Origin of the sequence: Glycomyces artemisiae, assembly GCF_003002955.1 — a bacterium.
GTDB lineage: Bacteria > Actinomycetota > Actinomycetes > Mycobacteriales > Micromonosporaceae > Glycomyces > Glycomyces artemisiae.
In genome coordinates this window covers 13,682-40,599 of record NZ_PVTJ01000003.1, presented here as the reverse complement: position 1 = coordinate 40,599, position 26,918 = coordinate 13,682, and the positions used below count along the sequence as shown (strand labels likewise).

Below are 26,918 nucleotides of genomic sequence, written 5' to 3'. Positions count from 1 at the left end.
GTTACAGCGGCAGGCCGGGCGGTTCGACCTCGCCGCGCCAGCCGCCGGACTCCGTGCCGCGGTCCTCGATGTAGAACTTGAACCGCTGCATGTCGCCCTTGACGCGGTGCGTCAGGAACCCGGCCTTGTCAGCGACGGTCTCGGCGAACCCGTCGGGGTCGATGTCCATCTGCGCGGTGACGCGGGTGTGGTCGTCGTCCAGGCGGTGGAACGTGACCACGCCCGCGTGCGAGGGACCGGAGATGGACTTCCAGGCGACCCGCTCGTCGGGATGCTGCTCGGTGATCGCGGCGTCGAACTCGCGGGCGACGCCGCCGATGCTCATGCGCCAGTGGGTGAGCGTCTCGCCGATCTGCTGGACCTCGTCGACACCCTCCATGAAGGACGGGAAGGTCTCGAACTGGGTCCACTGGTTGTACGCCGTGGAGACCGGGACTTCGACGTCGACTGATTCGGTGATGCTGCTCAAGGCAGACCTCCTTCGGTCGCGGAACGCGCCGGTCGGCGCGTCGTCTTCCGCCCTCCGGTTACCCGGGAAGGCGGCCCGCACACCTCAGAGGGCGGTGGGAACCCGCGTGGTGACGAGGCCGACGTCGCTGAGGAAGCGTTCGAGCGCGATCGTGGCGATGCCGGTGGCGACCGAGTTCCCGCGCACCGTGGACACCTCGACCTCCAGGTCGGCGGCCGAATCGCCGGGCGCCTCCTCGACCACGCTGCGGCGCACCGCGGGCACGAGGTGGTCGCCCAGCGCCCACACCGTCCATCCGGTGAGCGTGATGGTCTCGGGGTTGACGATCGCGACGAGGTCGGCGAGCGCGGCCCCCAGGTAGCGGGCGGTGCGCTCGATCGTCTCGGTGACGGCCGGGTCGGGTTCGGGCGGCTCCAGCGCGGTCGCCAAGGCGCCGATGAAGTCCCGCTGGTGCGTGACCGAGGCGAGCCGGTGCTCGGGGTTGATCGCTCCCAGGGTCCGCTGGATGCCGTCGGCGCCCACGTACGCCTCGACGCAGCCGCGCCTCCCGCACCGGCACGGCCGCCCGTCGAGGGCGAGGAGGCTGTGGCCCCATTCGCCCGCGAAGTTGGTGGCGCCGCGCAGGATCGCGCCGTTGAGGATGATCCCGGCGCCGACGCCGGTGCCGAGGTTCACGGTGATGGTGCTGGAGTGCTTGCGGCCCTGGCCGAACCACAGTTCGGCGGTGGCGATGGCCTTGAGCGGGTTGTCGAGCACCACGGGCAGGCCGAGGCGCTCGTGGATGCGGTCGAGGTGGCGCCACGCGGCGTTCGGCATGACGGGGGAGGCCCCGCCCCAGCGCTGCATGGAGCCCGGGAGCGAGATGCCCACGCCGAGCACTTCGCCGCGCGGCGTGCCCGCCTCGGCCAGGGCGGCGTCGACGGCGCGCGCGATGCCGTCGACGACCTCTTCCGTCTCGTCGTGCCGCTCGTCGGCGGCGACCTCGGCGGAGGCGACTTCATCGAGGGCGGCGTCGAACACGACCGCCCTGATGTACGTCTCCGCGACGTCGACGCCGACGATGCGGCCGCGATCCTGGTTGAGCCGCAGGAGTGTCGTGGGCCGCCCGACCCGTCCGCTGGCGACGCGCGCTTCGGTGACGATCCCGCCCGAGAGCAGGTCGCTGACGACCGTCGCCACGGTCGCGGTGCTCAGTCCCGTGGTGCGCGCGAGGTCGTTGCGGGTGGTCTCGCCCGCGGTGAGCAGTGCGTGCAGGACGTCGAGCCGCGACTCGCTGCGGATGTCGCGTGAAGTGCGCCTGGTGGGGGCCATGTCGGTACTCCTGGGGCTCGGATCTACTCCGGTGCGGGGGCTGCGGTGACGCGTGAGAGGCGCGGCTGGACGCCTCCGGCGGTGCCGCGGGCCAGCACTCTGACGGTACCGGAGTTCCACTCGGCGGGGATCCACAGTCGACCCGGATCGCCGCCGGTGAACCGGGGCCGGTGCGGGTCGTCGAGCCAGACCCGGCCGAGCAGTTCGCCGTTGGCGAAGGCGCTCAGGCGGACCTGCTCGCCTTCGAACCGGAGCGACTGCCCGCCTTGGGGGACGGGCACGTCGAGCCACGCCTCCTCGCCGGGGGCGAGGTCGAGCGGCAGTTCGACGGCGAGCCCTTCGGCGTCCTGGCCCGCGAGCGCGATGATCGCCGCGTCGTTCTGGGCCTCGACCTGCCAGCCGCGCACGGCTTCGAGCCGGAGCAGTTCCACAGGGCCGGAACCGGAGCCGGGCCAGTGCGGCGCGGTGACCGCCACTTCGCGGCCCTGTCCGGGCTCCAGGTGGACCCACGGGTCGAGCGGGCTGACGGTCCGCGCATGGCCGTCCACGGCGACCTCGACCGGGAGGGTCAGTTCGCCGAGGTGGAAGGCGTAGTGGGAGACGCCGTCGACCGGGAGCGCGCGGCGGTAGGTCGCCGGGCGGCCGATGCGGGTGCTGCTCCAGCCGCCGAGGCCGCGCACGGGCGCGGGGTCCCCGGCCCACTGCGAGCCGCCGTCGACGGTCCACAGTGCGTGGACGTCCTCGCGGTCGACTACCGCCCAGACCTTCCCGAGGCCGCGGAGCGACCCGAGCGCGAGGCCCGGGAGCCGCGCGTCGTCGAAGTTGGCGTGGCCCCAGGTCTCCACCGTGGCGTCGAGCCGGGACTTGCCCGCGGCCTGCACGGTGATGGTGGCGCCGTAGACGACCCGCGTCGGCAGGCTCTCGCCGTCGAGCGCGAGGTCGACGATGTCGGCCGCGCCCTCGATGAGCAGTTCGCCGATCCCGTCGATGTCCGCGCGGTAGTGGGTGCGCCCGCGGTGGACGCCCACGGCCTCGGAGACCGGCGGCAGGTCGTGCGCCTCGGTCCGGCCCGAGCGGGTCGGCAGCGCGCGACGGTACGCGGCGGTGAGCTCCGCGGCTTCCCCTGCGGGGCCGTGGATGACGCCCTGCGCGCCGTCGGCGTCGGGCACGTCCTCCGGGTGCAGCACGACGACCTGGACCTTGCCCACGGTGCGCCGCACCGGGTTCCCGGTCTCGGGGGTCTCGAACGCGGCGATCTCGCTGTTCACGACGACGGTGCTCGGCGCGCGCGAGGCGAACACGAGCCCGTTCGCGGTGGCGCTCACCAGGTCCGCGGAGGCGAACCCGAGCACGCCGGACAGGCCGAAGCCCTCCAGCGGCAGGTCCTGCACGATGAGCGCGGTCGAGCGCGGCGCGAGCGCCACTTCGATCCCGCCGACCTGTGCGGTTCCGGGCTTCTCGGTGAGGTTCGGGACGCCGGTGACCGTGCCGCCGCCGTCGAGGAGGAGCCGCGACGGGGACGAGCTGGTGGTCACCGAGACCGCTTCGACGCCTTCGGCTTCGGTGGTCCGGGCCTTCGCCAGGGCCGGTCCGAGCGTGCGCGCGAGCGCGGTGAGCACGCGGGCCTCGGCCGTCTCCGGACGCGCCTCGCCCACGGGGGAGAGGTAGCCGCCGAAGTCGTAGTCGTGGGTCATGAACCCGCCCGGGTCGCCCCAGTTGCCGACCGACGGCGTGTACCCGAAGTCGTAGCCGGAGCCCTGGAGGTACGGCGCGATCAGGGTCGCGCCGGAGACGAGCAGGCGGCGGAGCGTGGCGTGGCTGCGGTTGGTCTCGGTGACCAGCAGCGGCAGGCCGCGCGAGGCCACCAGGTCGGCGTAGCGGCGGACCTCGGCCTCGACGAACGGCGAGCGGTCGTCGGGGTAGAAGTTGAACGCGGGCGCCACGCCTTCGACGTCGCCGTTGGCGCCGACCAGGTCGCCCTGGCCGGCGCACGCGATGAGCGGCACGTCGATCCCGTGGCCGGTCGCCATGTCCCGCAGGGCGGTGATGTAGGCGTGCCGGTCGGCGGTGTCGAAGAAGTCGAGCTCGTTCTCCAGCTGCACGGCCACGACGGACCCGCCGCGGCCCCACTGGCGCTCCGCGAGGAGCGGCATCGCCCGGTCGAACCAGCCGCGGACCTGTTCCAGGAACCGCGGTTCGGCCTGGCGCACACGCAAGTCCGGGTCCAGGCCCAGCCATGCCGGCAGCGCCCCGCCGTCCCACTCGGAGCAGATGTACGGTCCGGGCCGCGCGATCACGGCGAGGCCGGCCTCATGCGCGAGGTCGAGGAACGCCCCGACGTCGCGCCGTCCTTCGAAGTCCCACACGCCGGGGGCGGTCTCGTGGAAGTTCCACGGCAGGTAGACGTCGATCGCGCGGTAGCCGGTGGCGCGGACCGCGGCGAGCCGCGCCTCCCAGGTCTCCCGAGGGAGCCGGAAGTAGAACAGCGACGCGCACAGCAGCGCCTCCTCGCGGCCGTCGAGCACGAGCCCGGTGGGGTCGAGCCGCACGGCCGAAGTGGACAGATCGGTCACTACTTCACCCCTGCACTTCCGCCTTGGAGGTTCATCTCGTAGAGGTACTTCTGGCCGAGGTAGTAGATCGCGATCATCGGCAGTGTGAGGATGATCGACCCGACCATGACCAGGTTCCACGGTGGCAGCTGCATCTCATTGCTCGTCCCCGTCATGTACTGGAGGCCGAGCGCCAGCGGCATCGACTCCTCGGAGTTGAGGTAGATGAGCGGGCCCATGAAGTCGCCCCACGCGTGCGTGAGCGTGAAGATCGCGATGGCGGTGAGGATCGGCCACATCATCGGCAGGATGATGCGCCGGTAGATCCCGAAGTACCCCAGGCCGTCCATCTGCGCCGCCTCATCCAGCTCGCCCGAGATGCGGGAGACGAACTGCCGTACCAGGAACACGTTGAACGCGTTGGTGAAGAAGTTCGGGATGATGAGCGGCAGGTACGTGTTCACCCAGCCGAGCTCCTTGAACAGCAGGAACTGCGGGATCATCGTGATCTGCGCGGGGATCATCATCGTGGCGAGCACGATCATGAACATGACGCCCTTGCCCGGGGCCCGCAGGCGCGCGAACGCGTACCCGACGAGCGAGGACGAGAGCACCTGGCCGACCGCCGAGAGCGTGGCGATGAGGACCGAATTGAGCACGAACCGCCCGACCGGCAGGCCGGTCGCGGTGAACACCTCGGTGAAGTTGCGCCACTCGAACTCGGTCGGGATCACGGTGAACGCGTTCTGCGCGCTCGTCTGGTCGCTTGCGAGCGAGATCGACACCATGAGGATGAACGGCACGAAGAAGATCGCGGAGACGATCAGGAGCACCGCGTACGTGGCGGGCGAGGCTTTGAACACCGACAGCAGGCGCGGCTCGCGCTCGCCGGTGAGCTTCTTGCGCCCGGCGCGGGGCTTGGTGGCCAGAGCGGTCATCGGACCTCCTGCTCGTAGAAGACCCAGCTGCGGGACGTGCGGAACGCGATGAGCGTGAACGCCATGATGACGATGAACAGCAGCCAGGCGACGGCCGACGCGTAACCGAAGTGGTAGAACGAGAACGCCTCGCGGAACAGCAGCGGCACCATCATCTGGCTCGCGTTGTCCGGGCCGCCCGCGGTCAGGATGTACACCTGCGAGAAGATCTGGAACGAGCCGATGAGGCCCATGATCAGGTTGAAGAAGATCACCGGGGTGATCTGCGGGAACGTGACCGACCAGAACTGGCGCCAGGCGCTGGCGCCGTCGATCTCGGCGGCCTCGTACAGCTCGCGCGGGATGCCGTTCATGGCCGACAGCAGGAGCACGGTGGCCCCGCCGGCGCCCCAGGCGGACAGCACGATCAGCGCGGGCTTGACCCAGGTCGGGTCGAGGAGCCAGTTCGGCCCTTCGATCCCGAACCACCCGAGCAGTTCGTTCAGCGGGCCCGAGGGCGCCAGCACCATCTTGAAGACCATCGCGGTCGCCACGAGCGGCACCAGCGTCGGCAGGTAGATGAAGGTGCGGAAGAGCTTGCGGCCGCGCACCCGCTTGTTCAGCAGGTTCGCCAGCCACACGCCGATCACCAGGCCCAGCGGGACCGAGATGAGCGCGTAGTAGAACGTGTTCCCCAGCGCCTTCCAGAACACCGGGTCCCCGGTGAGCGCCTTGACGTAGTTGTCCAGGCCCACCCATTCGGGCGGCGTGAACGAGTCCCACTCGGTGAACGAGATGTACACGGAGGCGATCATCGGGCCGAGGAGGAATCCCACGAACCCGATCAGCCACGGCGAGATGAAGAGCCAGAAGTAGAAGGCTTCCTTCTTGCTGCGCGACGACATTCTGCGCCTCCCGGCGCGGCGCGCAGAGCGCACCGCGCCGGGGGCTTCGTCGATGGTCTTCGACATCGTTGAGGCCCTAATTAATCGGTGATGATCGATTCGAGCTGCGTCTGGATCTTGTCCAGCTCGGTCTGGGCGTCGCCGCCCTCGTTCCAGAAAGTGCCCAGGTTGTCGTCGAAGGCCGCCTGCATCTCGTTCCACTGCGGGATGAACGGCGCGCGGAAGATGAAGTCCGCGGACTCGCCGAACGCGGCCATGTTCAGGGGCTTGGTGGCCCACGACGGGGTCAGGAACGCGTCGGACTGCTGCACTTCGAGGTTGGCCGGGACGTCCTGGGCCTTGTCGATGATGACCTCCTGCGCGTCGGCGCTCGTCAGGAACTCGATCGCCTTGAACGCGCGCTCGGGGTTCTTGCAGTCGCGGGAGATCGCCAGGCCTGAGCCGAAGGCCGAGACGGCCTGGTCGGCGCCGCGCCACAGCGGCGCGATGTCCCAGTTGAAGTCCACTTCGAGGAGGCCGCCGATGGCCCAGAAGCCGGTCGTGTTGATCGCGACCTTCTGCGCCGCGAAGGCCGGGTCGCCGCCCATGTCCGGGCCCATGTCCGCGTACTCGGCGGCGGTCGGCACGACGTGGTCCTTGTGCGCCAGGTCGTTCGCCCACTGGAGGGCCTTGACGACCTCGGGCGAGTTCGCGGTCGGCTGGCCCGAGTCGTCGATGATCTGCCCGCCGTTCTGGTAGGCGAAGGACCACCACTGCGGCCACCAGCCGGCGCCGCCGTAGCCCCACTGGGTGCCCGAGATAGTCAGCTTCTCCATGGCCGCCTGGGCGTCCTCCTGGGTCCACTCGGCGGTCGGGTACTCGACGCCCGCGGCGTCGAAGAGGTCCTTGTTGTAGTAGACGATCATCGCGCCGGAGCGGTCGGGGATCGCGTAGACCTTGTCCTCGTAGCTGTAGAGGGTGCCGACGGCGCCGAAGCGCTCCTCCAGGTCGAGGCCGGCGTCCTTGGCGTAGTCGTCGAGCGGCAGGATCTGGCTCTTCGAAGAGTAGGTGTTGACGCCCTCGGCGACCTGCATGATGTCGGGGCCGTCGCCGCCGGCGATCATCGTCTGGACCTTCTGCTCGTACTGGTCCGAGGGGATCAGCTGGAGCTCGATCTTGACGTCGGGGTTCGCCTTCTCGAACAAGTCGATGCGGGCCTGGTAGGTCTCCTTGTCGAGGTCGCCGCCCCAGACGACCATCTTCAGGGGGCCGTTGCCGTCGTCGTCGCCGCCTCCGCACGCCGCAAGGACGGGAACCGCGACGCCCGCGGTGGCCGCGGCCTGGACCAGTGTGCGCCGGCGAATCTTGTTCTCCATTGTCTCGGCCTTCCTCGGTCTTGCGCCGACTACACCGTCGGCACGGGGTTGAGACGGGGGTAAATCTAACCCATAGATAAATGGTTGGATAGACCGGCGTAGATAACAATTCGAGCAACGTCGCCCCAGGTGGGGGACCGATTGACCGATAAAAGTGTTATCGGTAAGATGCAGTGCGTCACAACCCAAGGGGGACACGGACGTCCGAACGGCCGCACAACACCGCACCACGGGATGGCATCATTGCCGCGTACCGCGAGCGAACGGAGTGGTGGACGTGCCCGACCTGCCCCCGCACATCGGCATCGACCGGCCCGGCTCCTTCAGCCGGTCGGTCTTCCACGAGCGCCACCCCGTGCTCATCGCCAACCTCCTCGCCGACCACCCCTACCCGCCGCACATCGCCGAGGCCCTCGAAGCGCTCCTCGCCGAGTCCCTCGCCGGAACCGTCCCGCCCCGCACCCCCGGCGGCCCGGAAATCCACACCTGGCACCTCGAAATCGCCGCCCACGCGGGCCGCCCCTGGGACTCCCTGCCGTTCCTGTGGGCCGAGGCGTACTTCTACCGGCGCCTCCTCCGCGCCGTCGAGTTCCACCACTACGAGAGCCCCTGGTGCGGCGTCGACCCCTTCGCGCCCCAGAAGCGCGCCCAGCTCGACGGCCCCGAACTGCGCACCGACCTCGACGCCTACGCCTCGCTCGAAGGCGCCGCGCCCGACGACCGCCGCCGCGCCCTCCTCCTCGCCGCCCTCTGGGGCAACCAGGCCGACCTGGGCTTCCGCACGAACAACCCCGACGCCGACACCGCCAACGGCGACCTCGTCGCCGACGACTCCGACGCACTGTGGGCGCTGGCCGACGCGCCCGGCGACGCCCCCGTCATCGTGGTCGCCGACAACGCCGGACGCGAGATCACCGCCGACCTCGCGCTCGTGGACCACCTGCTGGAGACCGGCACCGGGCCCGTCGAGCTGCACCTCAAGCCGCACCCGTACTTCGTCTCCGACGCGACCGGCCGCGACGTCGTGGACACGCTCGACGCCCTCGACCGCGACCCGCACCAGGCCGTGCGCGACCTCGCCGGGCGCCTGCGGGACGCGATCCGGCTCGGCTGGCTGCGGCTGCGGTCCCACGGCGCGTACGTCCACCCCACCGACTACCGGACCCTGCCCTCGGACCTCGCCGAGGAGTTCGCGGCCGCGAAGCTCGTGATCCTCAAGGGCGACCTGAACTACCGCCGCCTCGTGGGCGACCGGCAATGGGACCCGACGACCCCCTTCGCGCAGGCCGCCGGGTACTTCCCGGGCCCGGTGGCGGCCCTGCGGACCGCCAAGTCCGACCTGGCCGTCGGCGTCGACCCCGCCCGCCTCGCGAAGCTCGACGCCGACGCGCCCGACTGGCGCCTCACCGGCACCCGCGCCTTCATCCAGGTGAAGGCTTAACCCTTGAGCCCCGAGTGGGCCAGGCTCTCCACGAACTGGCGCTGCGCGATCAGGAAGACCACCAGGACCGGGACGACGGTCATCGTCGCCGCCGCGAGCTGGGTGTTCCACATCTCCCCGCCATAGGGGTCGGTGAACCGGGTGAGCGCCTGCGGGAGCGTGAACAGCTCCGGCGACGTCAGGTACACCGTCGGCTCCAGGTACAGGTTCCACGAGGACAGGAACGTCAGGATCGCCACCGCCGACAGCGCGGGCCGCGCCAAAGGCAGGCAGATACGCCGCCAGATCCCGAAGCGGCCCAGGCCGTCCAGGCGCGCGGCCTCCTCCAGCTCCACCGGCAGCGCGATGAAGAACTGCCGCATGATGAACGTCGCGAGCACGCACGGCGCCGCGAACGCGGTCACCAGGATCAGCGGCCAGTGCGTGTTCACCATCCCCGCCTGCTTGAACATCTGGAACAGCGGCACGATCGTCACCTCGCTCGGCACGAGCAGGCCGATGAGCACCACCACGAACAGCAGGTTCCGGCCGGGGAAGCGGATGCGCGCGAACGCGTACCCGGCGAGCCCCGACACCAGCAGCACGATGAGCGTCACCACGAGCGCGATGTACACGCTGTTGAAGTACTGCCGCGCGAACGGCTGGAACGCGAACGCCTCGCCGTAGGCCGCGGCCGTGGGGGAGTCGGTGAAGAACGACGGCGGCGACGCGAAGATCTCGCTCAGCGGCTTGAACGACGAGGCGACCATCCACAGCGTGGGGATCACGAACGGCGCGGCCAGCACGATCAGCGCGGCGTACAGCGCGATCCGGCGCGCGAGCGGACCGAACGGCCGCGGCGCGGTCTCAGTCCTCATAGAACACCCACTTCCTGCGCAGCTGCCACTGGATCACCGTCAGCACCATCACGAACGTGAGGAGCATCAGCGCGAGCGTCGAACCGTACCCGATGTCGTTGAAGCTGAACGCCTGCTGGAACACGTAGTAGACGAGCACCGTCGTCGACAGCCCCGGCCCGCCCTCGGTGAGCACCGCGATCTGCGCGAACGACTGGAGCGCCCCGACGATCGTGATGATCGCCGTCAGCAGCAGCGTCGGCGAGATGAGCGGCAGGGTGATCCGGAAGAAGATCCGCCGCGGGTCCGCGCCGTCGAGGCGCGCGGCCTCGTACAGCTCCCCGGGGACCCCTTGCAGCGCCGCCAGGAACAGGACCATGTTGATGCCGACGCTGCGCACCACCTGCGTGAACGTCACCGCGACCATCGCGGTCGGGCCGTTCTGGAGCCAGTTCGGGCCGTCCACGCCGACCAGCGCGAGGACCCCGTTGACGCCGCCGTTGTCCTGGAGCAGGAAGCCCCACACCAGGGTCCAGGCGACCACCGAGACCACTACGGGCGAGAAGAACAGCGTCCGGAACAGCACCGCGCCCTTGAAGCGCCGGTTGAGCATCACCGCGAGCGCCAGGCCCAGCACGATGTTCAGCGCCACCACGCCCCCGGAGAACACCGCGGTCGCGCCGAGCACGCTCGGCAGCGCCGGGTCGTCAAGGGCCGCCTGGTAGTTGCCGCCGCCGACGTACGTCAGCTGGCCGGTGAAGATGTTCCAGTCGTTGAGGCTGTACCAGATCGCCAGCCCCACCGGAACGATCACGAACACCAGCACGCCGACCAGCTGCGGCGCGATGAACAGGTAGCCCGTCGCCGCGTCGGCGCGGCCCATCGTCCACCACCGCCGGGGCCGCGCGGGAGCTCCCGGGGCGGCCGCGGCCGCCCCGGGAGCGGGTCGGGTCCCGACCGCCATTACTTCGCGACCAGCAGCGGGTCGACGGCCGAGCACACCGAGGCGAGCACGCCCGGGATGTCGGCGTCGGGCGCCCACATCGCGTCGAGCTCGGTCTTCGCCTTCTGTGCGATCTCGGCCGGGTTCGTGTGGTTCGGCAGCGTTACCGCGTCGGCGATCTGGTCGACCACGACGGTCTGGAGCTGCTCGGCCGTGAACTTCTCGTTGTTGGCCGCGAGCGCCTCGCCGGTCAGGAGCGACTGGCGCGGCGGCGGGAAGTACTGGGCGAGCTGCGCCGCGTTCTCGGGGTTCGTCAGGTACGCGAGGAACCCGGTGGCCGCCTCCGCGTTCGGGCTGGAGGCGAGGACGCCCATGCCGGCCTGGCCGATCACCGAGTAGTCGCCCGCGGGGCCCGCGGGCAGCGGCGCGATGTCGTACGCGAAGGACCCGTCGAGGTTCCCGGCGCGCGAGACCTGCGCGACGGCGAAGGCCGCGTCGCCGGCGAAGAAGTCGGCGGTCGTGCCGGGGCCGGGCATCGACTCGTCGGTGTAGATCGCCTTGTGCAGGAACGTGAACGCCTCGGTCATCTCAGGCGAGGTGAACCCGCACTCGGTGCCGTCTGTGTCCCAGGCGGTGGCGCCGAACCCGGTCCAGATCGTGGCGAGGGTGTTCCAGGAGGAGTAGTTGAAGTCGTTGACGACGAAGCCGCCCTTGCCGGTGGCGTCGTGGACGGCCGCGCCGATCTCGGACACCTTGTCCCAGGTGAGGCCCGCGGGGTCGAAGGTCTGCCCGGCCTCGGCGAGGAGGTCGGTGTTCACGTACAAGGCGAAGGGCGAGTTGGAGAACGGGTAGGCGTACAGCTCGCCGTCCCGACTGAACTCGCCGGTGACGCTCGGCAGCAGATCCCCGTAGTCCCAGCCTTCGGTGCCTTCAAGGGCGTCGGTGAGGGGGACCAGTGCGCCGGAGTCGATGAGGTCGGCCGAGAGGTCGCCCATCCACGCCAGGTCGGGGGCGTTGCCGCCCGCGATCTGCGTGGTCAGGGTGGTGTTGTACTCCTCGAACGGGAGGCTCTCGAACGTGATCGACGTGATCTCGGGGTGGTCGGCGATGTAGGCGTCGGCGATCGAGTCGAAGAGCGCGAGCTGGTCCTCGTTGGAGGTCCAGACGGACATGCGCAGCTCGATGTCCTCCGTGGCGGCGTCAGTGCCGCCGCAGGCGGCCGTGGTCGCGAATGTTCCCAATGCGAGGGCGCTGACCAGCTTCTTTGCTGTCGTGGGCATGATGTGTTCCTTTTAGTAGCCGATGATCTCGGGCCAGTGGATTTCTACGCCGGCCTCGGTGAGGGCGGCCTGGAACCGGCGGACCAGTTCGGGTTTCGCGAGGACGTCCCCGGGGTGCAGGGAGCGGTCGAGGCAGAACGCGGCGAGCTCGCCGGCGGATTCGCCGACGTTCCACTCGACGGGGTGGAGCCGGTAGGCGCCGTTGGTGATGTGCGTGGTGCCGATGTTCTTCGCGGCGGGCAGGAGGTTGCGGGTCTCGATCGGCACGAGGGCCCCGAGCGGGATCTCGAAGGGGGCGCACTCGACGTCGATGTAGTTGTCGCCGCCGGTGGAGGGGTGCAGATCGATGCGGTACATGCCGACGCCCACGGAGTCCTCGAACGTCGCCGGGCGGCCGTGGCCGCGGACGGCGACGGCCACGTCCTGCTCGACAACCGTGCGCATGGCGCGGATGCGGCGGGACTCGCGGATGTACGGCGCCTGCGCGAAGCCGTCGTCGGTGCCGACGACGTCGCCGCGCAGGCGCAGCCCGGGCCACCCGGTCCCCCCGTCGGGCCGGGGCGCCTCGGTCTGGAGCCAGTACACGAACGAGCGCGACTGGGCCTTGGCGGCGCGCAGGTGCTCGTCCCGGTCGGGCGTGTCGATGACGTTGCCGCCCAGGTAGTCCAGCTGCGGCCAGTTCGCGAGCACGATGTCGCTGTCGAGGCTGCCGGGCAGGAACGTCTCGCGGGCGGCGATGCGGCGGAACACCCACAGGTCGAGGTCGCCGGGGTCGTCGCCGTGCGCCTCCTTGCCGCCGACGGTGTCGTACGGCGGGTTGACGTTGAAGGTGCGGGTCTCGGGTTCGAGCGTGCGCGGGCTGGGCGCGGTGAACGACAGCATCGCGTCGCCCCAGAACTCCGGCGCGAGCGAGCGCCAGTGGTCGTAGTCGGCGGGCCGCTCGATCGTGTGGTCCCCGTCGACGTGGTCGAACACGAAGCACCAGGCGATCGACTGCATGTTCGCCGGGTCCGCGGTCTCGGGGGCGCTGGGCTCGCCGGTCTCGCCGCGGCCCTCGGCGCCGGTGACGTACGCGGTGCCGGTGAGGGGGAGCAGGTCCCCGGTCTCGGTCGCGTCGAGCACGAACGCCGCCTCCACCACGGTGTCCTCCCCGGTGTCCTGGTGCCGCAGCGTCACCGATCGGACGAGGCCGTCGACGGTCTCGGCGGCGACGGGCACGTGGGGTTGGAGGACGGTGAGCCGCCCGCTCGACAGGTGCGGGGCGAGCATCTTCGTGATGACGGCGAGGGCCACGCGCGGCTCGTGGCAGAGGCGGCTGACGCGCCCGCGCCCGGGGTTGAGCTGCGGGTCGCGGCGGGCGGCGTCGGTGAGCGGGTAGGCGTCGCGGTAGTACGCGCGGATGCCTTCGCGCAGTCGCCGGTAGGTGGCGGTGATCCCGAACTGCTCGACCCAGACGTGTTCGTCGGGCGGCACGGCCTGGCTGGTGAGCTGGCCGCCGAGCCACGGGTACTCCTCGGAGAGCACGACCCGGCGGCCGCGGCGCAGGGCCGCGAGCGCCGCGGCGACGCCGCCGAGCCCGCCGCCGACGACCGCGATGTCGGTCTGCAATCGCCTCATCGGGTGCCGCCGCGCAGGATGAGGGTCTCGCCGAGCGCGACCTCGCCTTGCAGGAGCCGCTGGATCTCGATGCCGCCGTGCTCTTCCGCGGGCGTGGAGATGAGCTGCTGGAGGAGCGCGAGCGCTTCGGCCGCGACCTGCTGGCGCGGGGTGTGGAAGCCGGAGAGGGTGCGGCCGCCGATGCGGTGGCCGCGCACTTCGGCGAGGGCCGCGAGCGACAGGCTCGGGTCGGCGAGGACCAGGGCGGCGTCCTCCACGAGGAACGCGTCCTCGGCGAACACGGCGGTCGCGCCGGAGCGGGCGACGACCTGCGGGAGGTCCGAGAGGTCGTCGCCGACGATGAAGGGCGCCACGGCGAGCGCGCCGGGGGCCCGCCCGATCGCGGCGAGGCGGTCCCTCGCGGTGGGGCTGTTCAGGTCCCGGTGCAGGTAGAGGACCTTCTCGTGGCCGAGCTCTGCGGCGCGGTCCAGCAGCCGTCCGGTGAGGGCGCCGTAGTCGATCCCCACGTACGGCACGGGCGCGTCGGTCTCGTCGCGGCGGCCGACCGCGACGAACGGGAACGACTCGGCGACGAGCCGTTCGAGGTCCTCGCCGTCCATCTGCTGGCCGAGCAGCACGCAGCCGTCGGCCAGGCGCAGCCGCGTGTTCCGGTGGAACAGGCGCCTGCGGCCCTCCTCGACGGGGGAGGAGGTGAAGAACAGCAGGTCGCAGCCGAGGCTCTCGGCGGCGCGCTCGATGCCGTTGAGCAGCGGGCCGTAGAAGTCCATCGACTCGGGGCTGAGCGCCGACTCGTACGTGAAGACCCCGAGGATCTTGTTATCGAGTCCGGCGAGGCGGCGGGCGGCGGGGTCGGCGACGTACGTCGACTGCTCGATGGCGCGGCGCACGCGCTCGCGGGTGGCGTCGGGGATGCGGATGTTCGACCCGTCCCGGTCGTTGAGCACCATCGAGACGGTCGTCTGGCTGACTCCGGCGATGCGCGCGATCTCGCGCTGCGTCACCTTGCCGGGCTTCCCTGTCATCTGTCGTTGTCCCATCGATCTCGATAATGCGCATTAGCAGCGCGGTCCTCGGAACGATAATACGTAACATCAAAATCCGCAAGACCCCTTGACACGCCCAGGTCCGGCCCGGCACGATGAGCGGCACTCGCAGATAATGCGAATTATCAGAACCAGCATGGGAGACAGACGATGACGTCTGACCGATCAGCGTTGACCCGGCGCGGCCTCCTCGGCGCCACCTTCGCCGCGGGAGTCCTGCTCGCAGCCGAAGCGAGCCCCGTCGAAGCCTGGGCCGCCGAGGGCGACGTGACCCTGAGTGCGAGCGGCGTGAGCGTCCTCGCGTCCGTCGGCGGCCGCGTCGCCATCCGCGACGGCAGCGGCACCACCCGCTCGGCGGGCTCGAAGTTCCAGATCAAGGACTCCGCCGCGGGCATCCAGCTCTCCACCGGCGGCACCCCGGTCCTCACCGCCCTCGCCGACGGCACCCCCGCGATCCGGATGGACTACACGATGCCCGCCGCCGCGGGCGCCGTCACGGTCGCCGGGTACTTCACCGTGTCCACCAACCACGTGCACCTCGAATGGCACGTCACCGGCCCGTCCACCCTCATCCCCGACGGGTTCCTCTTCAGCCGCGCCATCCAGGCCCCCACCGAGGCGGACGCGTACGTGCCCGTCACCGAATGGGTCCGCGACGCCGGCGGCGGCATCCCCTACGAGCACACGACGGGCATCGCCCACGCCTCCACCTGGGGGAGCCTCCACGGCATGTTCCTCCTCGCCGACTCCCGGCAGGCCTGGACCAACGCCACCTGGATCCATGCCCCTGGCGTCGTCCAGTCCGACGGCTCGATCGTCTCGACCGCGGACTTCTTCTTCAGCGACAAGCGGCCCTCCGCGACCGCGTCCATCGGCACCGCCCAGGACCTCGGCATCGAGATCTGGACCGAGCAGCCGTTCAACCTCTGGGCCGCCGCGGGGGCGACCGCGAGCATCCACGTCCAGGTCGCCAACGGCGCCGCCGCGACCCGTGCCGTCGACCTCGACTGGTGGGTCAAGGACTTCAACGGCACCCAGCTGACCGGCGGGAACCTCACCGGGTCCGTCCCGGCGGGCGGCACGTGGGACCACGTCATCAGCGTCCCGACCCCGGCCGCGGGCATCGCCACCGCCGAGGTGATCGCCTCCTACGGCGGCCAGGAGGCGTTCGCGCGCACCAACATCGGCGTCCTCGGCGCCCACACCTACCAGTCCGGGTCCGAGAGCATGTTCGGCATGGCGAACTACCCGTGGCTCCAGGTGCCTTCGGCGGACGCGCTGCTGGACCTGTGGCAGCTCGCGGGCGTCAACCGCGTGCGCATCGCCTACGACGGCGGGCCCGGTCTGCCGCCCGCCGAGTTCGACGCCCGCGGCATGGCCCACAACATCGAGCTCCAGCCCGACCTCACCGTCGACGACGCCGCCGCGGCCACCTGGGCCCAGGCCAACACCGACAAGGCCGTCGCCGCCGGGGCCGAGTACTTCGAGGTCGGCAACGAGCTCAACCGGCCCTTCAACACCGGCGACGCCGCCCAGGCCTACATCGACAAGGCGCTGCGGCCCGTGCGCGACTACGCGGCCTCCATCGGCGCCGACGTGAAGCTCCTCAACAACGGCCTCGCGGGCATGGACGAGCCGTGGGTCGAGAACTTCATCGCGGGCGGCGGCTGGGACCTCATCGACGGGTTCGCCTACCACCCCGGGCGCGGCAACTTCACGCCCGACTACATCCCCGACGGCGACGACTGGGACGCGGGCGCCACCGGCACCTACTGGAACTTCCTCGGCGGCCTCCGGAAGCTCCAGGCGATCATGGCCGTCCACGGCGAGAAGGAGATCTGGCTGACCGAGGCGTACGCCTGCACCCGCCCGAACGGCTGGTGGAACGACACCTACCGGGCCGCCGCCGAGAACGTCTTCCTCACCCTCGCGCTCGCCAAGGCCGAAGGCATCCGCAACGTCTGCTGGTACCAGTTCCACGACTCCGTCCTCGGCCGCCCGCAGGTCGCCGACCCCGAGAACGTCGAGTACCACTTCGGGCTCGTCAACCGCGACACCAGCCCCAAGCCCTCGCTGCTCGCCTACGCCACGGCCGCAAGGGAACTCGACCAGGCCACCCCGCGCGGCTGGCTCGCGTTCGCCGACCCGCTCGCCAAGGGCCTCCTGTTCGACACGCCCGCAGGCGAAGCCGCCGTCCTGTGGCACCGCGCCGACGGCTACATCCTCAACCCCGACCACGACCCCGCCGACCGCAACTTCCCCGCCCCCGAGGTGTGGGAGGACCACTGGCCCACCAAGACCGGCCTGTCCGTCAAGGCCGCCGGGTCGTCCCTCACCCGCGTCGACTGCATCGGCCAGCGCGCCGCCATGCCCGTGTCGAACGGCCGCGCCACCGTCGTGCTCGACGGCGCCCCGCGCCTGTTCCTCGGGACCGACCTCGCGGCGAACCTCGCTGCGTGACATACCGAAAAGGCCGCCCCCGGGGGAGTGTTTCCCCGGGGGCGGCCCCTCTCTCCCGATCACACGTCGGTCTTCTTCAGGCGGAACGCCGCCGCGGCGAGCGTCACCGCCACCCATCCGGCGAACACCGCGATCCCCGCGCCCGGTGAGAGCCGGTCCGACGTCTCGGTGAGCGCGTAGACCGCGCCGCCCGCGTTCGACGGGAAGTACGGGTTGAGCGCGTCGTACCAGGAGTCGGGGAGCAGCATCGCCAGGCCCGGCAGGATGAGCAGGATGCTCACCAGCGCGGCGATCCCGCCCGCCGGGGACCGCAGCAGCGCGCCGAGCGCCACCCCGAACACCGCCACGAGCCCCAGGTACAGGGCCGCGCCGAACAGCGCCCGGAGCACGCCGTCGTCGGTGAACGACAGGGAGATCGCCTCGCCGTCGAGCCCGACCGAGCCGATCAGGAACGCCGCGAACACGCCGACCGCGCTGATCGCGAACACCGCGCCGCCCGCCAGGATCGCCTTGGCCCACAGGACCGGGAGGCGCTTCGGCACTGCCGCGAGCGTTGAGCGGATCGTCCCGGTCGAGTACTCGCCCGCGGTCGACAGGACCCCGAACACGCCCACGACCAGCGACGCGAACGACAGGCCCATGAGGGCCAGGCTCACCGCGTCGAGCGGGCGCCCGGAGATGCCGGGCGGGCCGTCGGTGACCCCGGCGCCGTCGTACGTGAACGCGCCGATCGAGCCGAACAGTCCGAGCAGGACCAGGCCGAGCGCGAGGCAGATCCACGTGGACCTGATCGTGCGGAACTTCGTGGTCTCCGAGAGCAGGACCCGCCGGAACCGCACCGGCTTCACCGGGGTCCGCGTCTTGTTGCCGCCCTCCGCGGGGCGTTCGAGTGCGATGGTCATCGCGCGCTCCTTCCGTCCGCCGGGGCACTGCGGTACTCCAGCTCGTCAGTGGTCAAGTCCATGAACGCCTCCTCCAGGGAGGCCCCGAGCGGCGTCAGCTCGTGCAGCGGCACGCCGTGGCGCAGCGCCACCTGCCCGATCGCGCGGGCGTCGAGCCCCGACACCAGCAGCTCCGTCTCGTTCGAGGCGGTCACCGCGACGTCGGGCCCGGCCAGGAGCGCCTGCAGCTTCGCGGCCTCGTCCGAGGCCACCTTCACCGCGCCCGCACCGGACTCGCGCACGAAGTCCGCGACCGTCGTGTCGGCGAGCAGCCGTCCGCGGCCGATGATGACGAGGTGGTCGGCGATCTGCGCGGTCTCGCTCATCAGGTGCGATGACAGGAGCACCGCCCGGCCCTCCGCGGCCAGGTCGGCAAGGAGGTTCCTGATCCACAGCACCCCTTCGGGGTCGAGGCCGTTCACCGGCTCGTCGAGCATGACGACCTCCGGGTCGCCGAGCAGCGCAGCGGCGATGCCGAGGCGCTGGCCCATGCCGAGCGAGAACGCGCCGACCCGCTTGTGGGCGACGCTGCCGAGCCCGGCGAGCTCGATGACCTCGTCGACGCGCTTGCGGGCGATGCCGTGGGTCTGCGCGAGCGCCGTCAGGTGCCCGACCGCGGAGCGGCCGGGGTGGACGGACTTGGCCTCCAGGAGCGCGCCGATCTCGTGGAGCGGGGCGCCGTGCCCGGCGTAGGCGCGGCCGTTGACGGTGACCGTCCCGGCGGTGGGGGCGTCCAGGCCCAGGACCATCCGCATGGTCGTGGACTTCCCGGCCCCGTTGGGGCCCAGGAACCCGGTGACCTCGCCGGGCTTCACGGTGAAGCTCAGGCGGTCGACCACGGTCTTGTCCCCGTAGCGTTTGGTCAGTTCGCGTGCCTCGATCATCGCGGTTCCCTCGTTCCCTGTAGCGCCGCGTTCTGCTCGCGGCCTCATGGGAACGACGCTACGGACGGGAACCTCTCACCGCGTGGGCCTGAACGCGGGTCTTTCGCGGGCCCGGGTCGTACCTGGGTCGTACCCGGGCCTACGCGCTCACGCTGAGGCGGGCCTGGGACGGATGGTGAGCGTCTGCTGCGCGTGCCCGAAATGCCCGGCCGTGTCGTGGAGGGCGCTGGACGTGGTGCCCAGGCCCGAGGGCCCGAAGACGACCGTGGTGTCGAGGCCGAGCCAGTGCCCGACGGGCTGGCGGAACAGGTGGATCGTGAGGTCCACGTTCGGGAACAGCCACGCCTGCGGGCTCTCGCGCACTGAAGCGCCGTTCGCGGTGTCGACCAGGCCGGAGAGCCTCGCGAGGCTGCTCGCGTCCTCGCCGGCGGCGACCGGGACCTTCGCCCTGATCCACGCCGTGACCCGCCCCGGCTCGGGCGTGCCGACCGGGCGGGCCTCGATCGACCGGATGTACCCGCCCGGCCAGACCTGTTCGAGGTCGACGGGCGCCGCGGTCTCCGGACCCGGCAGCGGCGCGTCCTCGCCGCCCGCGATCTTCTCCGTGTCGAGCACGACCGCCCGCCACACCCGCGCCCGCACGGCCGCGCGCCCGCCCGAGACCACCGTGGCCTCCAGGAGCTCGATGGTGCGGCCCGGCCGGACCACCGCCACCTCGACCTCGAACGGGTCCAGCGGCAGCACCCCGAGGATGTCGACGCTGATGCGGCTCACCGCCATCCCGTCGGGCCCGCGCCGGGCGCAGAACCGCTCGACCTCGTGGACGATGAGCCCGTTCATGGGGCTGATGTGCTGCTCGCGGACGTTCCAGGCGCCGCCCGTGTGGGGCGTGGGCTGAAACCGGGCGGAGTCGCCGCTCTGGTCGAGCCGGACGAAGTAGCCGTCGTGCTGTTCGGTCATGCAGTGAATCTAGGGGACGTGGAGTTCGAGCGCAGTGAGCGCCGCCTCGTCGCCGATCGCGCGGATCTCCGCGATGCGGTCGCCCTCGAAGCGGAGCGTGAAGACCATGAGGAGGTTGCCGCGCGGGACCACGGCCACCGCGACCTCGCCGTCCAGCAGGACCGCCCGCGCGAGCCGCGCCTGGCCCGAGAACGCCTCCGCGACCGCCTGCGCGCCGACCAGATGGGTGCCGCCGCTGAGCCGGAGCGCCCGCTCGTCGAGGCGCATCGTGACGCTCGGGTCGAGGAGCGTCAGGAGGGTGGCGAACTCGCCGTCCCTGGCGGCCTGGAGGAACGCCTCCACCGCCCGGTGCCGCCGCGCCAGGTCGCCGTCCACTTTCGACGTGCCGCGGACGCGCAGGCGGGCCCGGCTCGCGATGCGCTGCGTCGTCTCCGGGCTGCGCTCCACGATCGGCGCGATCTCCGCGAACGGCACCGCGAACAGGTCGTGGAGCACGAATGCGAGCCGCTCGACCGGCGACAGCGCGTCGAGGACCACGAGCATCGCCAACCCCACCGAGTCGGCGAGCACCGCCTCCTCCTCGGGGTCGACCCGCCGCGCCAGCCGTACCTGCGGCTCTTGGCCGTCGAAGGGGTCCTCGCGCCGCGACTGGCGCGAGCGCAGCAGGTCCAGGCACACCCGGCCCGTCACCGTCGTCAGCCAGCCCGCGAGGTTCTCCACCTCCGAGACGTCCGCGCGCGACGCCTTCAACCAGGCGTCCTGCACCGCGTCCTCGGCCTCGCTGAGCGAGCCGAGCATCCGGTACGCCACCGCCCGCAGATGGGGCCGGTGGGCCTCGAACTCGAATTCCGAGATTTTTTCTTCGCGCATCCGTCTGGTTCCTTCGCCGCCGTCCGTCAGAGCAGTAGAAGCAACCCCGACAGGAAGCAGATGGTAGCCATGGAAACTCCGATCACCCAAACCGCTCTGGTCACCGGCGCCAACAAGGGCCTCGGCCTGGAGACCGCCCGCCGCCTCGGCGCCGAAGGCTGGAAGGTCTTCCTCGGCGCCCGCGACGAGTCCCGCGGCCGCGCCGCCGCCGAGAAGCTCGCCGCCGACGGCATCGACGTGGTCTTCGTGCAGCTCGACGTCACCGACGACGCATCGGTCGCCGCCGCCGAACGGCTCGTCCGCGAGCACACCGACCACCTCGACGTCCTCGTCAACAACGCCGGAGCGCCCGGCGCGATCGTCCACCCGAGCGAAGCCACCGTCGCCGACATCACGCCCGCCTTCGAGGTCAACGTCTACGGCACGGTCCGCGTCACCCACGCGTTCCTGCCGCTCCTCCAGGCGGCCGAGCACCCGCGCGTGGTCAACGTCTCCAGCGGCGTCGGCGCCTTCTCCGTCGTCACCGACCCGAACCAGGCCGCCTCGAAACTCCACGAACTCGGCTACAGCACTTCGAAAGCCGCCGTGAACATGCTCACCGTCCGCTACGCCCAGGCGTTCCCGGACATCAAGTTCAACGTGGTCACCCCCGGCGAGGTCGCCACCGGCAGGTTCGCCGCCACCGACATGAACGGCCACCGCGGCGAACTCACCGTCACTGAAGGCACCGACCCCTTCATCCGCCTCGCCACGATCGGCGCCGACGGCCCCACCGGCACGTTCTCCGACCGCCTCGGCCACGTCGACTGGTGAGACGACCCGGACCGGCATGGAAGCGATTGCCCCCGATGCGGCAGACTACGGTCACCCGCGAACCGAGGAGGCCTCCATGCCGGTCCACCCCTACTTCACCGCCATCTTCAGCGGCGAGGGCGAGCCCTTCGCCGAAGCAGCATGGGACACCAGCGGAGTCGCCACCGAGGACACGGCGGTCGAAGGCCCGCACGGGCCCGTGCCGATCCGCACCTACCGGCCCGAAGGCGCCCTGAGCGGCGCAATCCTGTGGGCCCACGGCGGCGGGTTCTCGCACGGGGACCTCGACATGCCCGAAGGGCACGTCGTCGCCGTCGAACTCGCCCGCCGCGCCCAGGCGTTCGTCGTCTCCGTGGACTACCGGCTCGCCGACGGCGAGCAGACCCGCTACCCCGTGCCGATCGACGACGTCCACGCCGCCTGGACCTGGCTCGCCGGGCAGGCCGAGTTCGCGGACGCGCCGATCGGCATCGGCGGGGCCAGCGCGGGCGGCGCGCTGGCGATCTCGGCCGCCTTGCGCGCCAGGGACATCGGGCCGCGGCCGGCGGACGCGCTGCTGCTCGCCTACCCGTTCGCGCACTACCCGAACCCGTCGCTCGACTGGAGCCTGTACCCGGAGATGGCGACGATCCCGGCCCGGTTCGACACGGCGAGCGTCGAAGGCATGGTCCGCAACTACGTGGGCCGCATCAGCGACGTGCCCGCCGACGCCCTCCCGGGCGCGGCCCGGCTCGACGGGCTGCCCGCGACCCGCATCCTCGTCTCCGAGTACGACGACCTGCGCGCCTCCGGGGAGCTGCTGGAGCGCCAGCTCGCCGAGCTGGGCGTCCCGGTCGAGCTGTGGGTCGCACCGGGGATGACGCACGGGCACCTGAACCACCCGCCGCACCTGCCCGAGATCGACGAGTCGATCAGCTTCCTCGCCAAGGGCCTCAACGGCTGAAGCGGGTCCGCAGCACGTACGGCGACGGTGTCCGGCGAGCGTCCGTCTAGTCCGTGAACTTGGCGTAGGTGCCCGCCTTCGGGAACAGCGACCGCGCCCGGTCGAGGTCAGGGGCCACGAAGCGGCCCTCGGCCGCCACGAGGATCGTCTCGGGGTCGTCCTCGGGGCACACGCTCCCGGCCACGGTGATCTTGCGGCCCTCGATCCCGGTGACCCGGGCCTTGAGCAGCAGCGGCATCTCCACCGGCACCGGGCGCTGGTACCGCACGTCGAGGCCGATCGTCATGGCGGGCAGGCCCTTCGCCGCGCACGCCCAGCCCATCAGCTCGTCCAGGAGCATCGCGCTCAGGCCGCCGTGCGCGTACCCGGGCGGGCCCTCGTGGACGACACCCAGGACGCACCGCCCGACCATGCCGTCGCAGTCGGTCTCCTCGATGTCCATCGGCGGCGCGATCGGGCTGCCGTGGCCGGTCGCGGGGCTGAACATGCGCAGCCCGAACGGGAACACGTCGACGTCCGGGACCTCGGCGCGCTCCCTGCGCCGCCCCGTGAACCGCGCCTCGAGCCGCTTGACCTCCCCGGCCAGCTCCTCCAGGACCGCAGTGGGGGTCTCGGTGCGCGCCATGGTCTCCACGAGCGCGCGCATCTCGCGCCCGAGCTCGGCGACCGCCCTGCGGCGCAGTTCGAGGTCCTCGCTGGACATCCGCGCTCCTCCTGTATATGACGACCGTTATAATCGGAGGCCAGGCTACCACGAGACCGTGAACGGAGTCCGACCGTGACGCGCGCCGACCCGCCCTCCCGCGAGCGCATCGTCGCCGGGGCCGCCGACCTCATCGCCCGCCGCGGCCTCAGCGCCGCCAGCATCCGCGAGACCGCCCGGCACGCCAACGCGCCCCTCGGCTCCACGTACCACTACTTCCCTGAAGGCAAGGCCCAGTTGGCGACCGAGGCCGTCCAGTACGCCGCGGCCTCCGTCGAGCGGCACATGCGCGCGGCCATGGACGCCGGGCCCGCCGCGGGCCTCGCCGCCTACCTCAAGCGCTGGCGGGACATCGTGGTCGGCAGCGGGTTCCGCACCGGCTGCCCGGTGCTCGCCGTCGCCGTCGAGGAGCCCCCGGAGGACGAGTTCCCGCCCGCGCTGCGCGCCGCCGCCGCGGCCTTCGACCGCTGGGAGCGGCTGTTCGCCGAGTCCCTCGAAGCGCACGGCGCCGACCCCGAGGAGGCCCGCGACCTCGCCACGCTCGCCGTCGCCGCCGTCGAGGGGACCGTGGCGATGTGCCGCGCCAAGCAGACCGCCGAGCCGCTCGACCGGGTCGCGCGCCGCCTCGAAGCGCTCGTCGCGGCCGCCGTCGCGCACTGACGTCCGTCGCGGACGGTGACCGGTCCGTCCATATCGGTGCAACTCGCCGACCTGGGCGTTGACCGCTCACCAGGGTCAGTAGGGTCGGTTCCCACGACCCTTTGCCGCCGCCCGCGCGTGCGCGGTGGCGGCCGTCTGAAGGACGAAACCGGCAATGAGTAGACCTTCACCCCGAACGAGCATCCATGCGCACCGGATGCCCCCGATGACGAACTGGCGTCGCGTCTTCATCGTGGGCGGCACCGCGATCGGCCTGATCGCGGCCACCACGATCGGCGCCGCAGTCGCCATGACCGGAGGCGGCTCCGGCGGCGGCGACAGCGCCGACGGCGCCGAGCCCACCGCGGGCTCCCCAACGGCCGCAGCCGAAACGGTCGCCTCCCCGACCCCGTCGCCCTCGCCGACCGAGGCCGCGACCTCCGCCGCCTCCGAGGGCGACGGCATGTGCGACCGCGCCCCCGCGGCGGGCCCCGAGGTCACGGTGACCACAGTGGACGCGAATGTGATCGGCGCCGGGGGAGAAGGCGACACCGACCCGCTCCCCGCGGCCATCGCCGCCACCCCCGACGGCCGGTCCTGGCTCGCCTGGGACGGCACCGACGACCGCATCCACCTCGCCCGCCTCGACTGCGGCGACGCGATCGACGGCGATCCCCTCGACCTCGAAGGGATCGACCTCCAAGACGTCATCGCCGACGCCGACGGCGTCACCGTCCTCGTCACCCGCGAAGGGGACTGCGGCGACGGGCCCCTGTGCGGTGGCGAGTCCAGCCCCTGCCGCACGATGCACATGGTGCGCTTCGACAACGCGGGATCACAGGTGTGGGAGCGCCAGGTGACCAACCTCGGTGACGGGCGCTCCGGCTACGACGACGGCGCCCGCTTCGTGTGGTGGTACCAGCACCACGGCCGCCTCGCCTCCGACGGCGCCAACACCGCCGCGTACTTCGGCGTCGCCATCACCGTCGCCAACGGCGACTGCGTCGACATCCACGAAGGCGACCGCATGCAGGTCGTCGACTCCGGCGGCGGCCTCGCCGACCACCCCGACGCGTTCGCCGTGGGGTGCAGCCACTCCTGGACCGCGCGCATCGCCTGGAACGCCGACCGCGACGAGTTCGGCATGGTCTGCGCCACCGACAACCAGTGCCGCATCGCGATCCCCGCGTACACCACCGTCGCCCCCGGCGAATGCGACGGGAGCCTGTTCGGCGGCGACCTCGTCGCCGTCGGCGACGGCTACTGGACCGCCTGGAGCCAAGGGGGACGGGCCCGCCTGGAGCACTTCACCGACGGGCCCTCCGACGCCACCGTGGACACCGGCGCCGACACGAGCCACCCGCACCTCGTGGCGTACGGCGACGACCTGCTCCTGGCCTGGGAGACCGGGGACGGCATGACCGCGCAGGTCCGCGACGCCGGGTCCGGCTCGCCCATCGGGGACCCGTTCGACATCGACGTCCCGGACCACGACTACCAGGCGTTCAAGGCATATCCTGACGGCAGCGCCGCCTACCCGGCGGCCGACGACGGCGCGATCCGCATCGCCCGGGTGATGCCCCTCGGCTAGAAAGGCCCCTCATGGCACCGCTGCACCTCATCGCCCTGATCGCCGCGCTGCTCAGCGCGGGGCTCATGGCCGGGCTGTTCACCGGCTACTCGTACTCGGTGATGCCCGGCCTGAAGATCCTCGACGACCGCGCGTGGATCGCCGCACTCCAGCACATCAACCGGGTCATCATCAACGGCCGCTTCATGACCGCGTTCCTCGGCTCGGTCGTCTTCGCCCTCGCCGCCGTGATCCTCGGCTGCTTCCTCGACGACAAGTCGGCACTGCCGTGGACGATCGCCGGACTCGTGTGCAACCTCGTCATGTTCATCGGGACCATGGCGAAGAACGTCCCCCTCAACGACCGCCTCGAAGCCGCAGGCGACCCCGCCGCCATCGAGGACCCCGCCGCGCTCCGCGGCGACGTCGAGGAGCCGTGGATCAAGTGGAACCACGTGCGCGGCATCGCGTCCCTCCTCGGCCTCGCGGCCCTCGCGTGGGCGCTCTACACGACCGGGCTGAACGCCTAGAGCAGATCGGCGCGGTGGACCAGGGCCGCCGCGCCGATCAGCGGCGCGTCCCCGCCGAGCTCGGCGCGCACCACCTTCAGGTCCGCCGCGTAGGCGTTGACGGCGTGCTCGCGGACCGCCGCGGCCACCAGGTCCGGATAGTCGTCGGCCACGAACGAGAACCCGCCGCCGATCACCGCGACCTCCAGATCCAGCAGCGTCGCGGCGTTCACCAAGCCCAGCCCCACCGCCCGCGCCGACCGGCGCACCGCCGCGACCGCCACCTCGACGCCCGCGGCGTAGTCGCGCGCCAAGTCCTCACCGCTCGCCCCGTCCCAGCCCTCGCCCTGCGCCCACCGCACCGTGCTCGGCCCCGACGCGATCCCCTCCACCGTCGCGTCGTGCGCCGACGAGGCGATCCGGTCGACCACGACCTGCCCGAGATGGCCCGCGTTCCCGCCGCCGCCCGAGACGATCCGCCCGTCGCTGACCAGGCCCCCGCCCACGCCCGTCGACACCACCATGACCAGCGCGTTCCGGACCCCGCGCGCCGCGCCGAGCCACGACTCCGCGAGCGCGATGCACGTGCCGTCGAGCCGCAGCGACACCTCCTCCAGGCCGCTGACCTCCCGCACGAACCCGGTGATCCCGAAGCCCTGCATCGCCGGCAGGTTGATCGGCCCGATCGTGCCCGCGCCGAGGTCCACCGGCCCGGCCGAACCGATCCCGGCCCCCGACACCGACGCCCACTCCGGGGCCGCCGCGCAATGGCGCACCACCTGCGCGATCGCCCGCTCCCCGGCGGCCCGGTCGGCGGCCGCGGCCGCACCCGTGGCCGCCCGCGAGCGCGTCCCCTCGACCACGGTCCCGTCCGCGCGCACCAGCGCGGCCTCCACCTTGGTGCCGCCCAGGTCGAGCGCCATCGTCACGTTCATGCCGCGAGCCTACCGAGCGGTC

At 71.5% G+C, this 26,918-nt stretch carries 24 protein-coding genes; 7 read left to right on the top strand and 17 right to left on the bottom strand.

Annotation, left to right across the window (positions count from 1 at the left end):
* Position 1: 1 nt before the first annotated feature.
* The 6 genes from B0I28_RS08990 to B0I28_RS08965 all read right to left on the bottom strand — a co-directional run bounded on the left by B0I28_RS08990 (position 2) and on the right by B0I28_RS08965 (position 7,509).
* Positions 2-469 carry an SRPBCC family protein gene (locus B0I28_RS08990; RefSeq protein WP_106363491.1) on the bottom strand — a complete coding sequence of 156 codons (468 nt, stop codon included), beginning with the start codon at positions 467-469 and terminating at the stop codon, positions 2-4.
* Positions 470-553: 84 nt separating this feature from the next.
* Positions 554-1,780 (bottom strand): ROK family transcriptional regulator, encoded by a 1,227-nt coding sequence (locus B0I28_RS08985; protein WP_106363490.1) that lies wholly within the window; start codon positions 1,778-1,780, stop codon positions 554-556.
* Positions 1,781-1,803: 23 nt separating this feature from the next.
* Positions 1,804-4,353, bottom strand: a complete 2,550-nt coding sequence (locus B0I28_RS08980) for a beta-galactosidase (protein ID WP_106363489.1) — start codon at positions 4,351-4,353, stop codon at positions 1,804-1,806.
* Entirely contained in the window at positions 4,353-5,270 is a 918-nt protein-coding gene (locus tag B0I28_RS08975) for a carbohydrate ABC transporter permease (RefSeq protein WP_106363488.1), read from the bottom strand. The genes B0I28_RS08980 and B0I28_RS08975 overlap by 1 nt, the downstream gene beginning before the upstream one ends.
* Positions 5,267-6,154, bottom strand: coding sequence for a carbohydrate ABC transporter permease (locus B0I28_RS08970; protein WP_425433440.1), 888 nt, complete (start codon positions 6,152-6,154; stop codon positions 5,267-5,269). Before B0I28_RS08970 ends, B0I28_RS08975 begins: the two co-directional genes overlap by 4 nt.
* Positions 6,155-6,234: 80 nt before the next feature.
* The gene (locus B0I28_RS08965) at positions 6,235-7,509 is read right to left on the bottom strand and encodes an ABC transporter substrate-binding protein (RefSeq protein WP_106363486.1); all 1,275 of its coding nucleotides are present in this window, start codon (positions 7,507-7,509) and stop codon (positions 6,235-6,237) included.
* Between the two features lie 277 nt (positions 7,510-7,786).
* Between B0I28_RS08965 and B0I28_RS08960 the strand changes: the two genes are divergently transcribed.
* Positions 7,787-8,950, top strand: coding sequence for a damage-control phosphatase ARMT1 family protein (locus B0I28_RS08960; RefSeq protein WP_219926657.1), 1,164 nt, complete (start codon positions 7,787-7,789; stop codon positions 8,948-8,950).
* Here B0I28_RS08960 and B0I28_RS08955 read toward each other — a convergent pair.
* From B0I28_RS08955 to B0I28_RS08935, 5 genes are read right to left on the bottom strand one after another with little or no spacing between them, the layout of a single operon-like run.
* Positions 8,947-9,807, bottom strand: coding sequence for a carbohydrate ABC transporter permease (locus tag B0I28_RS08955; protein WP_106363485.1), 861 nt, complete (start codon positions 9,805-9,807; stop codon positions 8,947-8,949). The genes B0I28_RS08960 and B0I28_RS08955 overlap by 4 nt on opposite strands.
* Positions 9,797-10,750 carry a carbohydrate ABC transporter permease gene (locus B0I28_RS08950; protein ID WP_106363484.1) on the bottom strand — a complete coding sequence of 318 codons (954 nt, stop codon included), beginning with the start codon at positions 10,748-10,750 and terminating at the stop codon, positions 9,797-9,799. Before B0I28_RS08950 ends, B0I28_RS08955 begins: the two co-directional genes overlap by 11 nt.
* Positions 10,750-12,009, bottom strand: coding sequence for an ABC transporter substrate-binding protein (locus B0I28_RS08945; RefSeq protein ID WP_106363483.1), 1,260 nt, complete (start codon positions 12,007-12,009; stop codon positions 10,750-10,752). Before B0I28_RS08945 ends, B0I28_RS08950 begins: the two co-directional genes overlap by 1 nt.
* Before the next feature lie 12 nt (positions 12,010-12,021).
* A complete protein-coding gene (locus B0I28_RS08940; RefSeq protein WP_181245717.1) occupies positions 12,022-13,626 on the bottom strand; it encodes an FAD-dependent oxidoreductase in 1,605 nt (534 codons plus the stop codon).
* On the bottom strand, positions 13,623-14,648 hold the full coding sequence (locus B0I28_RS08935) for a LacI family DNA-binding transcriptional regulator (RefSeq protein ID WP_106363481.1): 1,026 nt from the start codon (positions 14,646-14,648) through the stop codon (positions 13,623-13,625). The genes B0I28_RS08940 and B0I28_RS08935 overlap by 4 nt, the downstream gene beginning before the upstream one ends.
* 171 nt (positions 14,649-14,819) lie before the next feature.
* Here B0I28_RS08935 and B0I28_RS08930 point away from each other — a divergent pair, with 171 nt between their 5' ends.
* Positions 14,820-17,129 carry a glycoside hydrolase 5 family protein gene (locus tag B0I28_RS08930; RefSeq protein WP_106363480.1) on the top strand — a complete coding sequence of 770 codons (2,310 nt, stop codon included), beginning with the start codon at positions 14,820-14,822 and terminating at the stop codon, positions 17,127-17,129.
* 59 nt (positions 17,130-17,188) lie between these two features.
* Here B0I28_RS08930 and B0I28_RS08925 read toward each other — a convergent pair whose 3' ends face one another.
* The 4 genes from B0I28_RS08925 to B0I28_RS08910 form a co-directional block, all read right to left on the bottom strand.
* Entirely contained in the window at positions 17,189-18,031 is an 843-nt protein-coding gene (locus B0I28_RS08925; RefSeq protein ID WP_219926655.1) for an ABC transporter permease, read from the bottom strand.
* Positions 18,028-18,954, bottom strand: coding sequence for an ABC transporter ATP-binding protein (locus tag B0I28_RS08920; protein WP_106363479.1), 927 nt, complete (start codon positions 18,952-18,954; stop codon positions 18,028-18,030). The genes B0I28_RS08925 and B0I28_RS08920 overlap by 4 nt, the downstream gene beginning before the upstream one ends.
* 147 nt (positions 18,955-19,101) lie before the next feature.
* Positions 19,102-19,914 (bottom strand): thioesterase family protein, encoded by an 813-nt coding sequence (locus tag B0I28_RS08915; protein ID WP_106363478.1) that lies wholly within the window; start codon positions 19,912-19,914, stop codon positions 19,102-19,104.
* A 9-nt stretch (positions 19,915-19,923) separates the two neighbouring features.
* Positions 19,924-20,784 carry a sigma-70 family RNA polymerase sigma factor gene (locus B0I28_RS08910; protein WP_106363477.1) on the bottom strand — a complete coding sequence of 287 codons (861 nt, stop codon included), beginning with the start codon at positions 20,782-20,784 and terminating at the stop codon, positions 19,924-19,926.
* Positions 20,785-20,853: 69 nt separating this feature from the next.
* Between B0I28_RS08910 and B0I28_RS08905 the strand changes: the two genes are divergently transcribed.
* Complete coding sequence (locus B0I28_RS08905; protein ID WP_106363476.1) at positions 20,854-21,597, top strand: SDR family oxidoreductase; 744 nt, start codon at positions 20,854-20,856, stop codon at positions 21,595-21,597.
* Between the two features lie 76 nt (positions 21,598-21,673).
* Complete coding sequence (locus tag B0I28_RS08900; protein WP_106363475.1) at positions 21,674-22,540, top strand: alpha/beta hydrolase fold domain-containing protein; 867 nt, start codon at positions 21,674-21,676, stop codon at positions 22,538-22,540.
* Between the two features lie 46 nt (positions 22,541-22,586).
* Here B0I28_RS08900 and B0I28_RS08895 read toward each other — a convergent pair whose 3' ends face one another.
* Positions 22,587-23,243 (bottom strand): PaaI family thioesterase, encoded by a 657-nt coding sequence (locus B0I28_RS08895; RefSeq protein ID WP_106363474.1) that lies wholly within the window; start codon positions 23,241-23,243, stop codon positions 22,587-22,589.
* A gap of 75 nt (positions 23,244-23,318) precedes the next feature.
* On the opposite strand from B0I28_RS08895, the gene B0I28_RS08890 reads away from it, so the two are divergent.
* From B0I28_RS08890 to B0I28_RS08880, 3 genes are all read left to right on the top strand, one after another.
* Positions 23,319-23,903 carry a TetR/AcrR family transcriptional regulator gene (locus B0I28_RS08890; RefSeq protein ID WP_106363473.1) on the top strand — a complete coding sequence of 195 codons (585 nt, stop codon included), beginning with the start codon at positions 23,319-23,321 and terminating at the stop codon, positions 23,901-23,903.
* Between the two features lie 205 nt (positions 23,904-24,108).
* A complete protein-coding gene (locus tag B0I28_RS08885) occupies positions 24,109-25,473 on the top strand; it encodes a hypothetical protein (protein ID WP_106363472.1) in 1,365 nt (454 codons plus the stop codon).
* Between the two features lie 11 nt (positions 25,474-25,484).
* Positions 25,485-25,982: an anthrone oxygenase family protein gene (locus B0I28_RS08880; protein WP_106363471.1), complete on the top strand. Its 498-nt coding sequence runs from the start codon at positions 25,485-25,487 to the stop codon at positions 25,980-25,982.
* Here the strand turns inward: B0I28_RS08880 and B0I28_RS08875 are convergent.
* Positions 25,979-26,896, bottom strand: a complete 918-nt coding sequence (locus tag B0I28_RS08875) for an ROK family protein (RefSeq protein ID WP_106363470.1) — start codon at positions 26,894-26,896, stop codon at positions 25,979-25,981. The genes B0I28_RS08880 and B0I28_RS08875 overlap by 4 nt on opposite strands.
* Positions 26,897-26,918 lie beyond the last annotated feature (22 nt).

Excerpts from the sequence above, each read along its gene's own strand:
- B0I28_RS08930 (WP_106363480.1), top strand. The coding sequence starts at position 14,820 with ATGACGTCTGACCGATCAGCGTTGACCCGGCGCGGCCTCCTCGGCGCC.
- B0I28_RS08965 (WP_106363486.1), bottom strand. The coding sequence starts at position 7,509 with ATGGAGAACAAGATTCGCCGGCGCACACTGGTCCAGGCCGCGGCCACC.
- B0I28_RS08955 (WP_106363485.1), bottom strand. The coding sequence starts at position 9,807 with ATGAGGACTGAGACCGCGCCGCGGCCGTTCGGTCCGCTCGCGCGCCGG.
- B0I28_RS08875 (WP_106363470.1), bottom strand. The coding sequence starts at position 26,896 with ATGAACGTGACGATGGCGCTCGACCTGGGCGGCACCAAGGTGGAGGCC.
- B0I28_RS08885 (WP_106363472.1), top strand. The coding sequence starts at position 24,109 with ATGACGAACTGGCGTCGCGTCTTCATCGTGGGCGGCACCGCGATCGGC.
- B0I28_RS08900 (WP_106363475.1), top strand. The coding sequence starts at position 21,674 with ATGCCGGTCCACCCCTACTTCACCGCCATCTTCAGCGGCGAGGGCGAG.
- B0I28_RS08950 (WP_106363484.1), bottom strand. The coding sequence starts at position 10,750 with ATGGCGGTCGGGACCCGACCCGCTCCCGGGGCGGCCGCGGCCGCCCCG.
- B0I28_RS08940 (WP_181245717.1), bottom strand. The coding sequence starts at position 13,626 with ATGAGGCGATTGCAGACCGACATCGCGGTCGTCGGCGGCGGGCTCGGC.
- B0I28_RS08895 (WP_106363474.1), bottom strand. The coding sequence starts at position 23,243 with ATGTCCAGCGAGGACCTCGAACTGCGCCGCAGGGCGGTCGCCGAGCTC.
- B0I28_RS08910 (WP_106363477.1), bottom strand. The coding sequence starts at position 20,784 with ATGCGCGAAGAAAAAATCTCGGAATTCGAGTTCGAGGCCCACCGGCCC.
- B0I28_RS08935 (WP_106363481.1), bottom strand. The coding sequence starts at position 14,648 with ATGACAGGGAAGCCCGGCAAGGTGACGCAGCGCGAGATCGCGCGCATC.
- B0I28_RS08915 (WP_106363478.1), bottom strand. The coding sequence starts at position 19,914 with ATGACCGAACAGCACGACGGCTACTTCGTCCGGCTCGACCAGAGCGGC.
- B0I28_RS08945 (WP_106363483.1), bottom strand. The coding sequence starts at position 12,009 with ATGCCCACGACAGCAAAGAAGCTGGTCAGCGCCCTCGCATTGGGAACA.
- B0I28_RS08905 (WP_106363476.1), top strand. The coding sequence starts at position 20,854 with ATGGAAACTCCGATCACCCAAACCGCTCTGGTCACCGGCGCCAACAAG.
- B0I28_RS08985 (WP_106363490.1), bottom strand. The coding sequence starts at position 1,780 with ATGGCCCCCACCAGGCGCACTTCACGCGACATCCGCAGCGAGTCGCGG.
- B0I28_RS08880 (WP_106363471.1), top strand. The coding sequence starts at position 25,485 with ATGGCACCGCTGCACCTCATCGCCCTGATCGCCGCGCTGCTCAGCGCG.
- B0I28_RS08970 (WP_425433440.1), bottom strand. The coding sequence starts at position 6,154 with ATGTCGTCGCGCAGCAAGAAGGAAGCCTTCTACTTCTGGCTCTTCATC.
- B0I28_RS08920 (WP_106363479.1), bottom strand. The coding sequence starts at position 18,954 with ATGATCGAGGCACGCGAACTGACCAAACGCTACGGGGACAAGACCGTG.
- B0I28_RS08925 (WP_219926655.1), bottom strand. The coding sequence starts at position 18,031 with ATGACCATCGCACTCGAACGCCCCGCGGAGGGCGGCAACAAGACGCGG.
- B0I28_RS08975 (WP_106363488.1), bottom strand. The coding sequence starts at position 5,270 with ATGACCGCTCTGGCCACCAAGCCCCGCGCCGGGCGCAAGAAGCTCACC.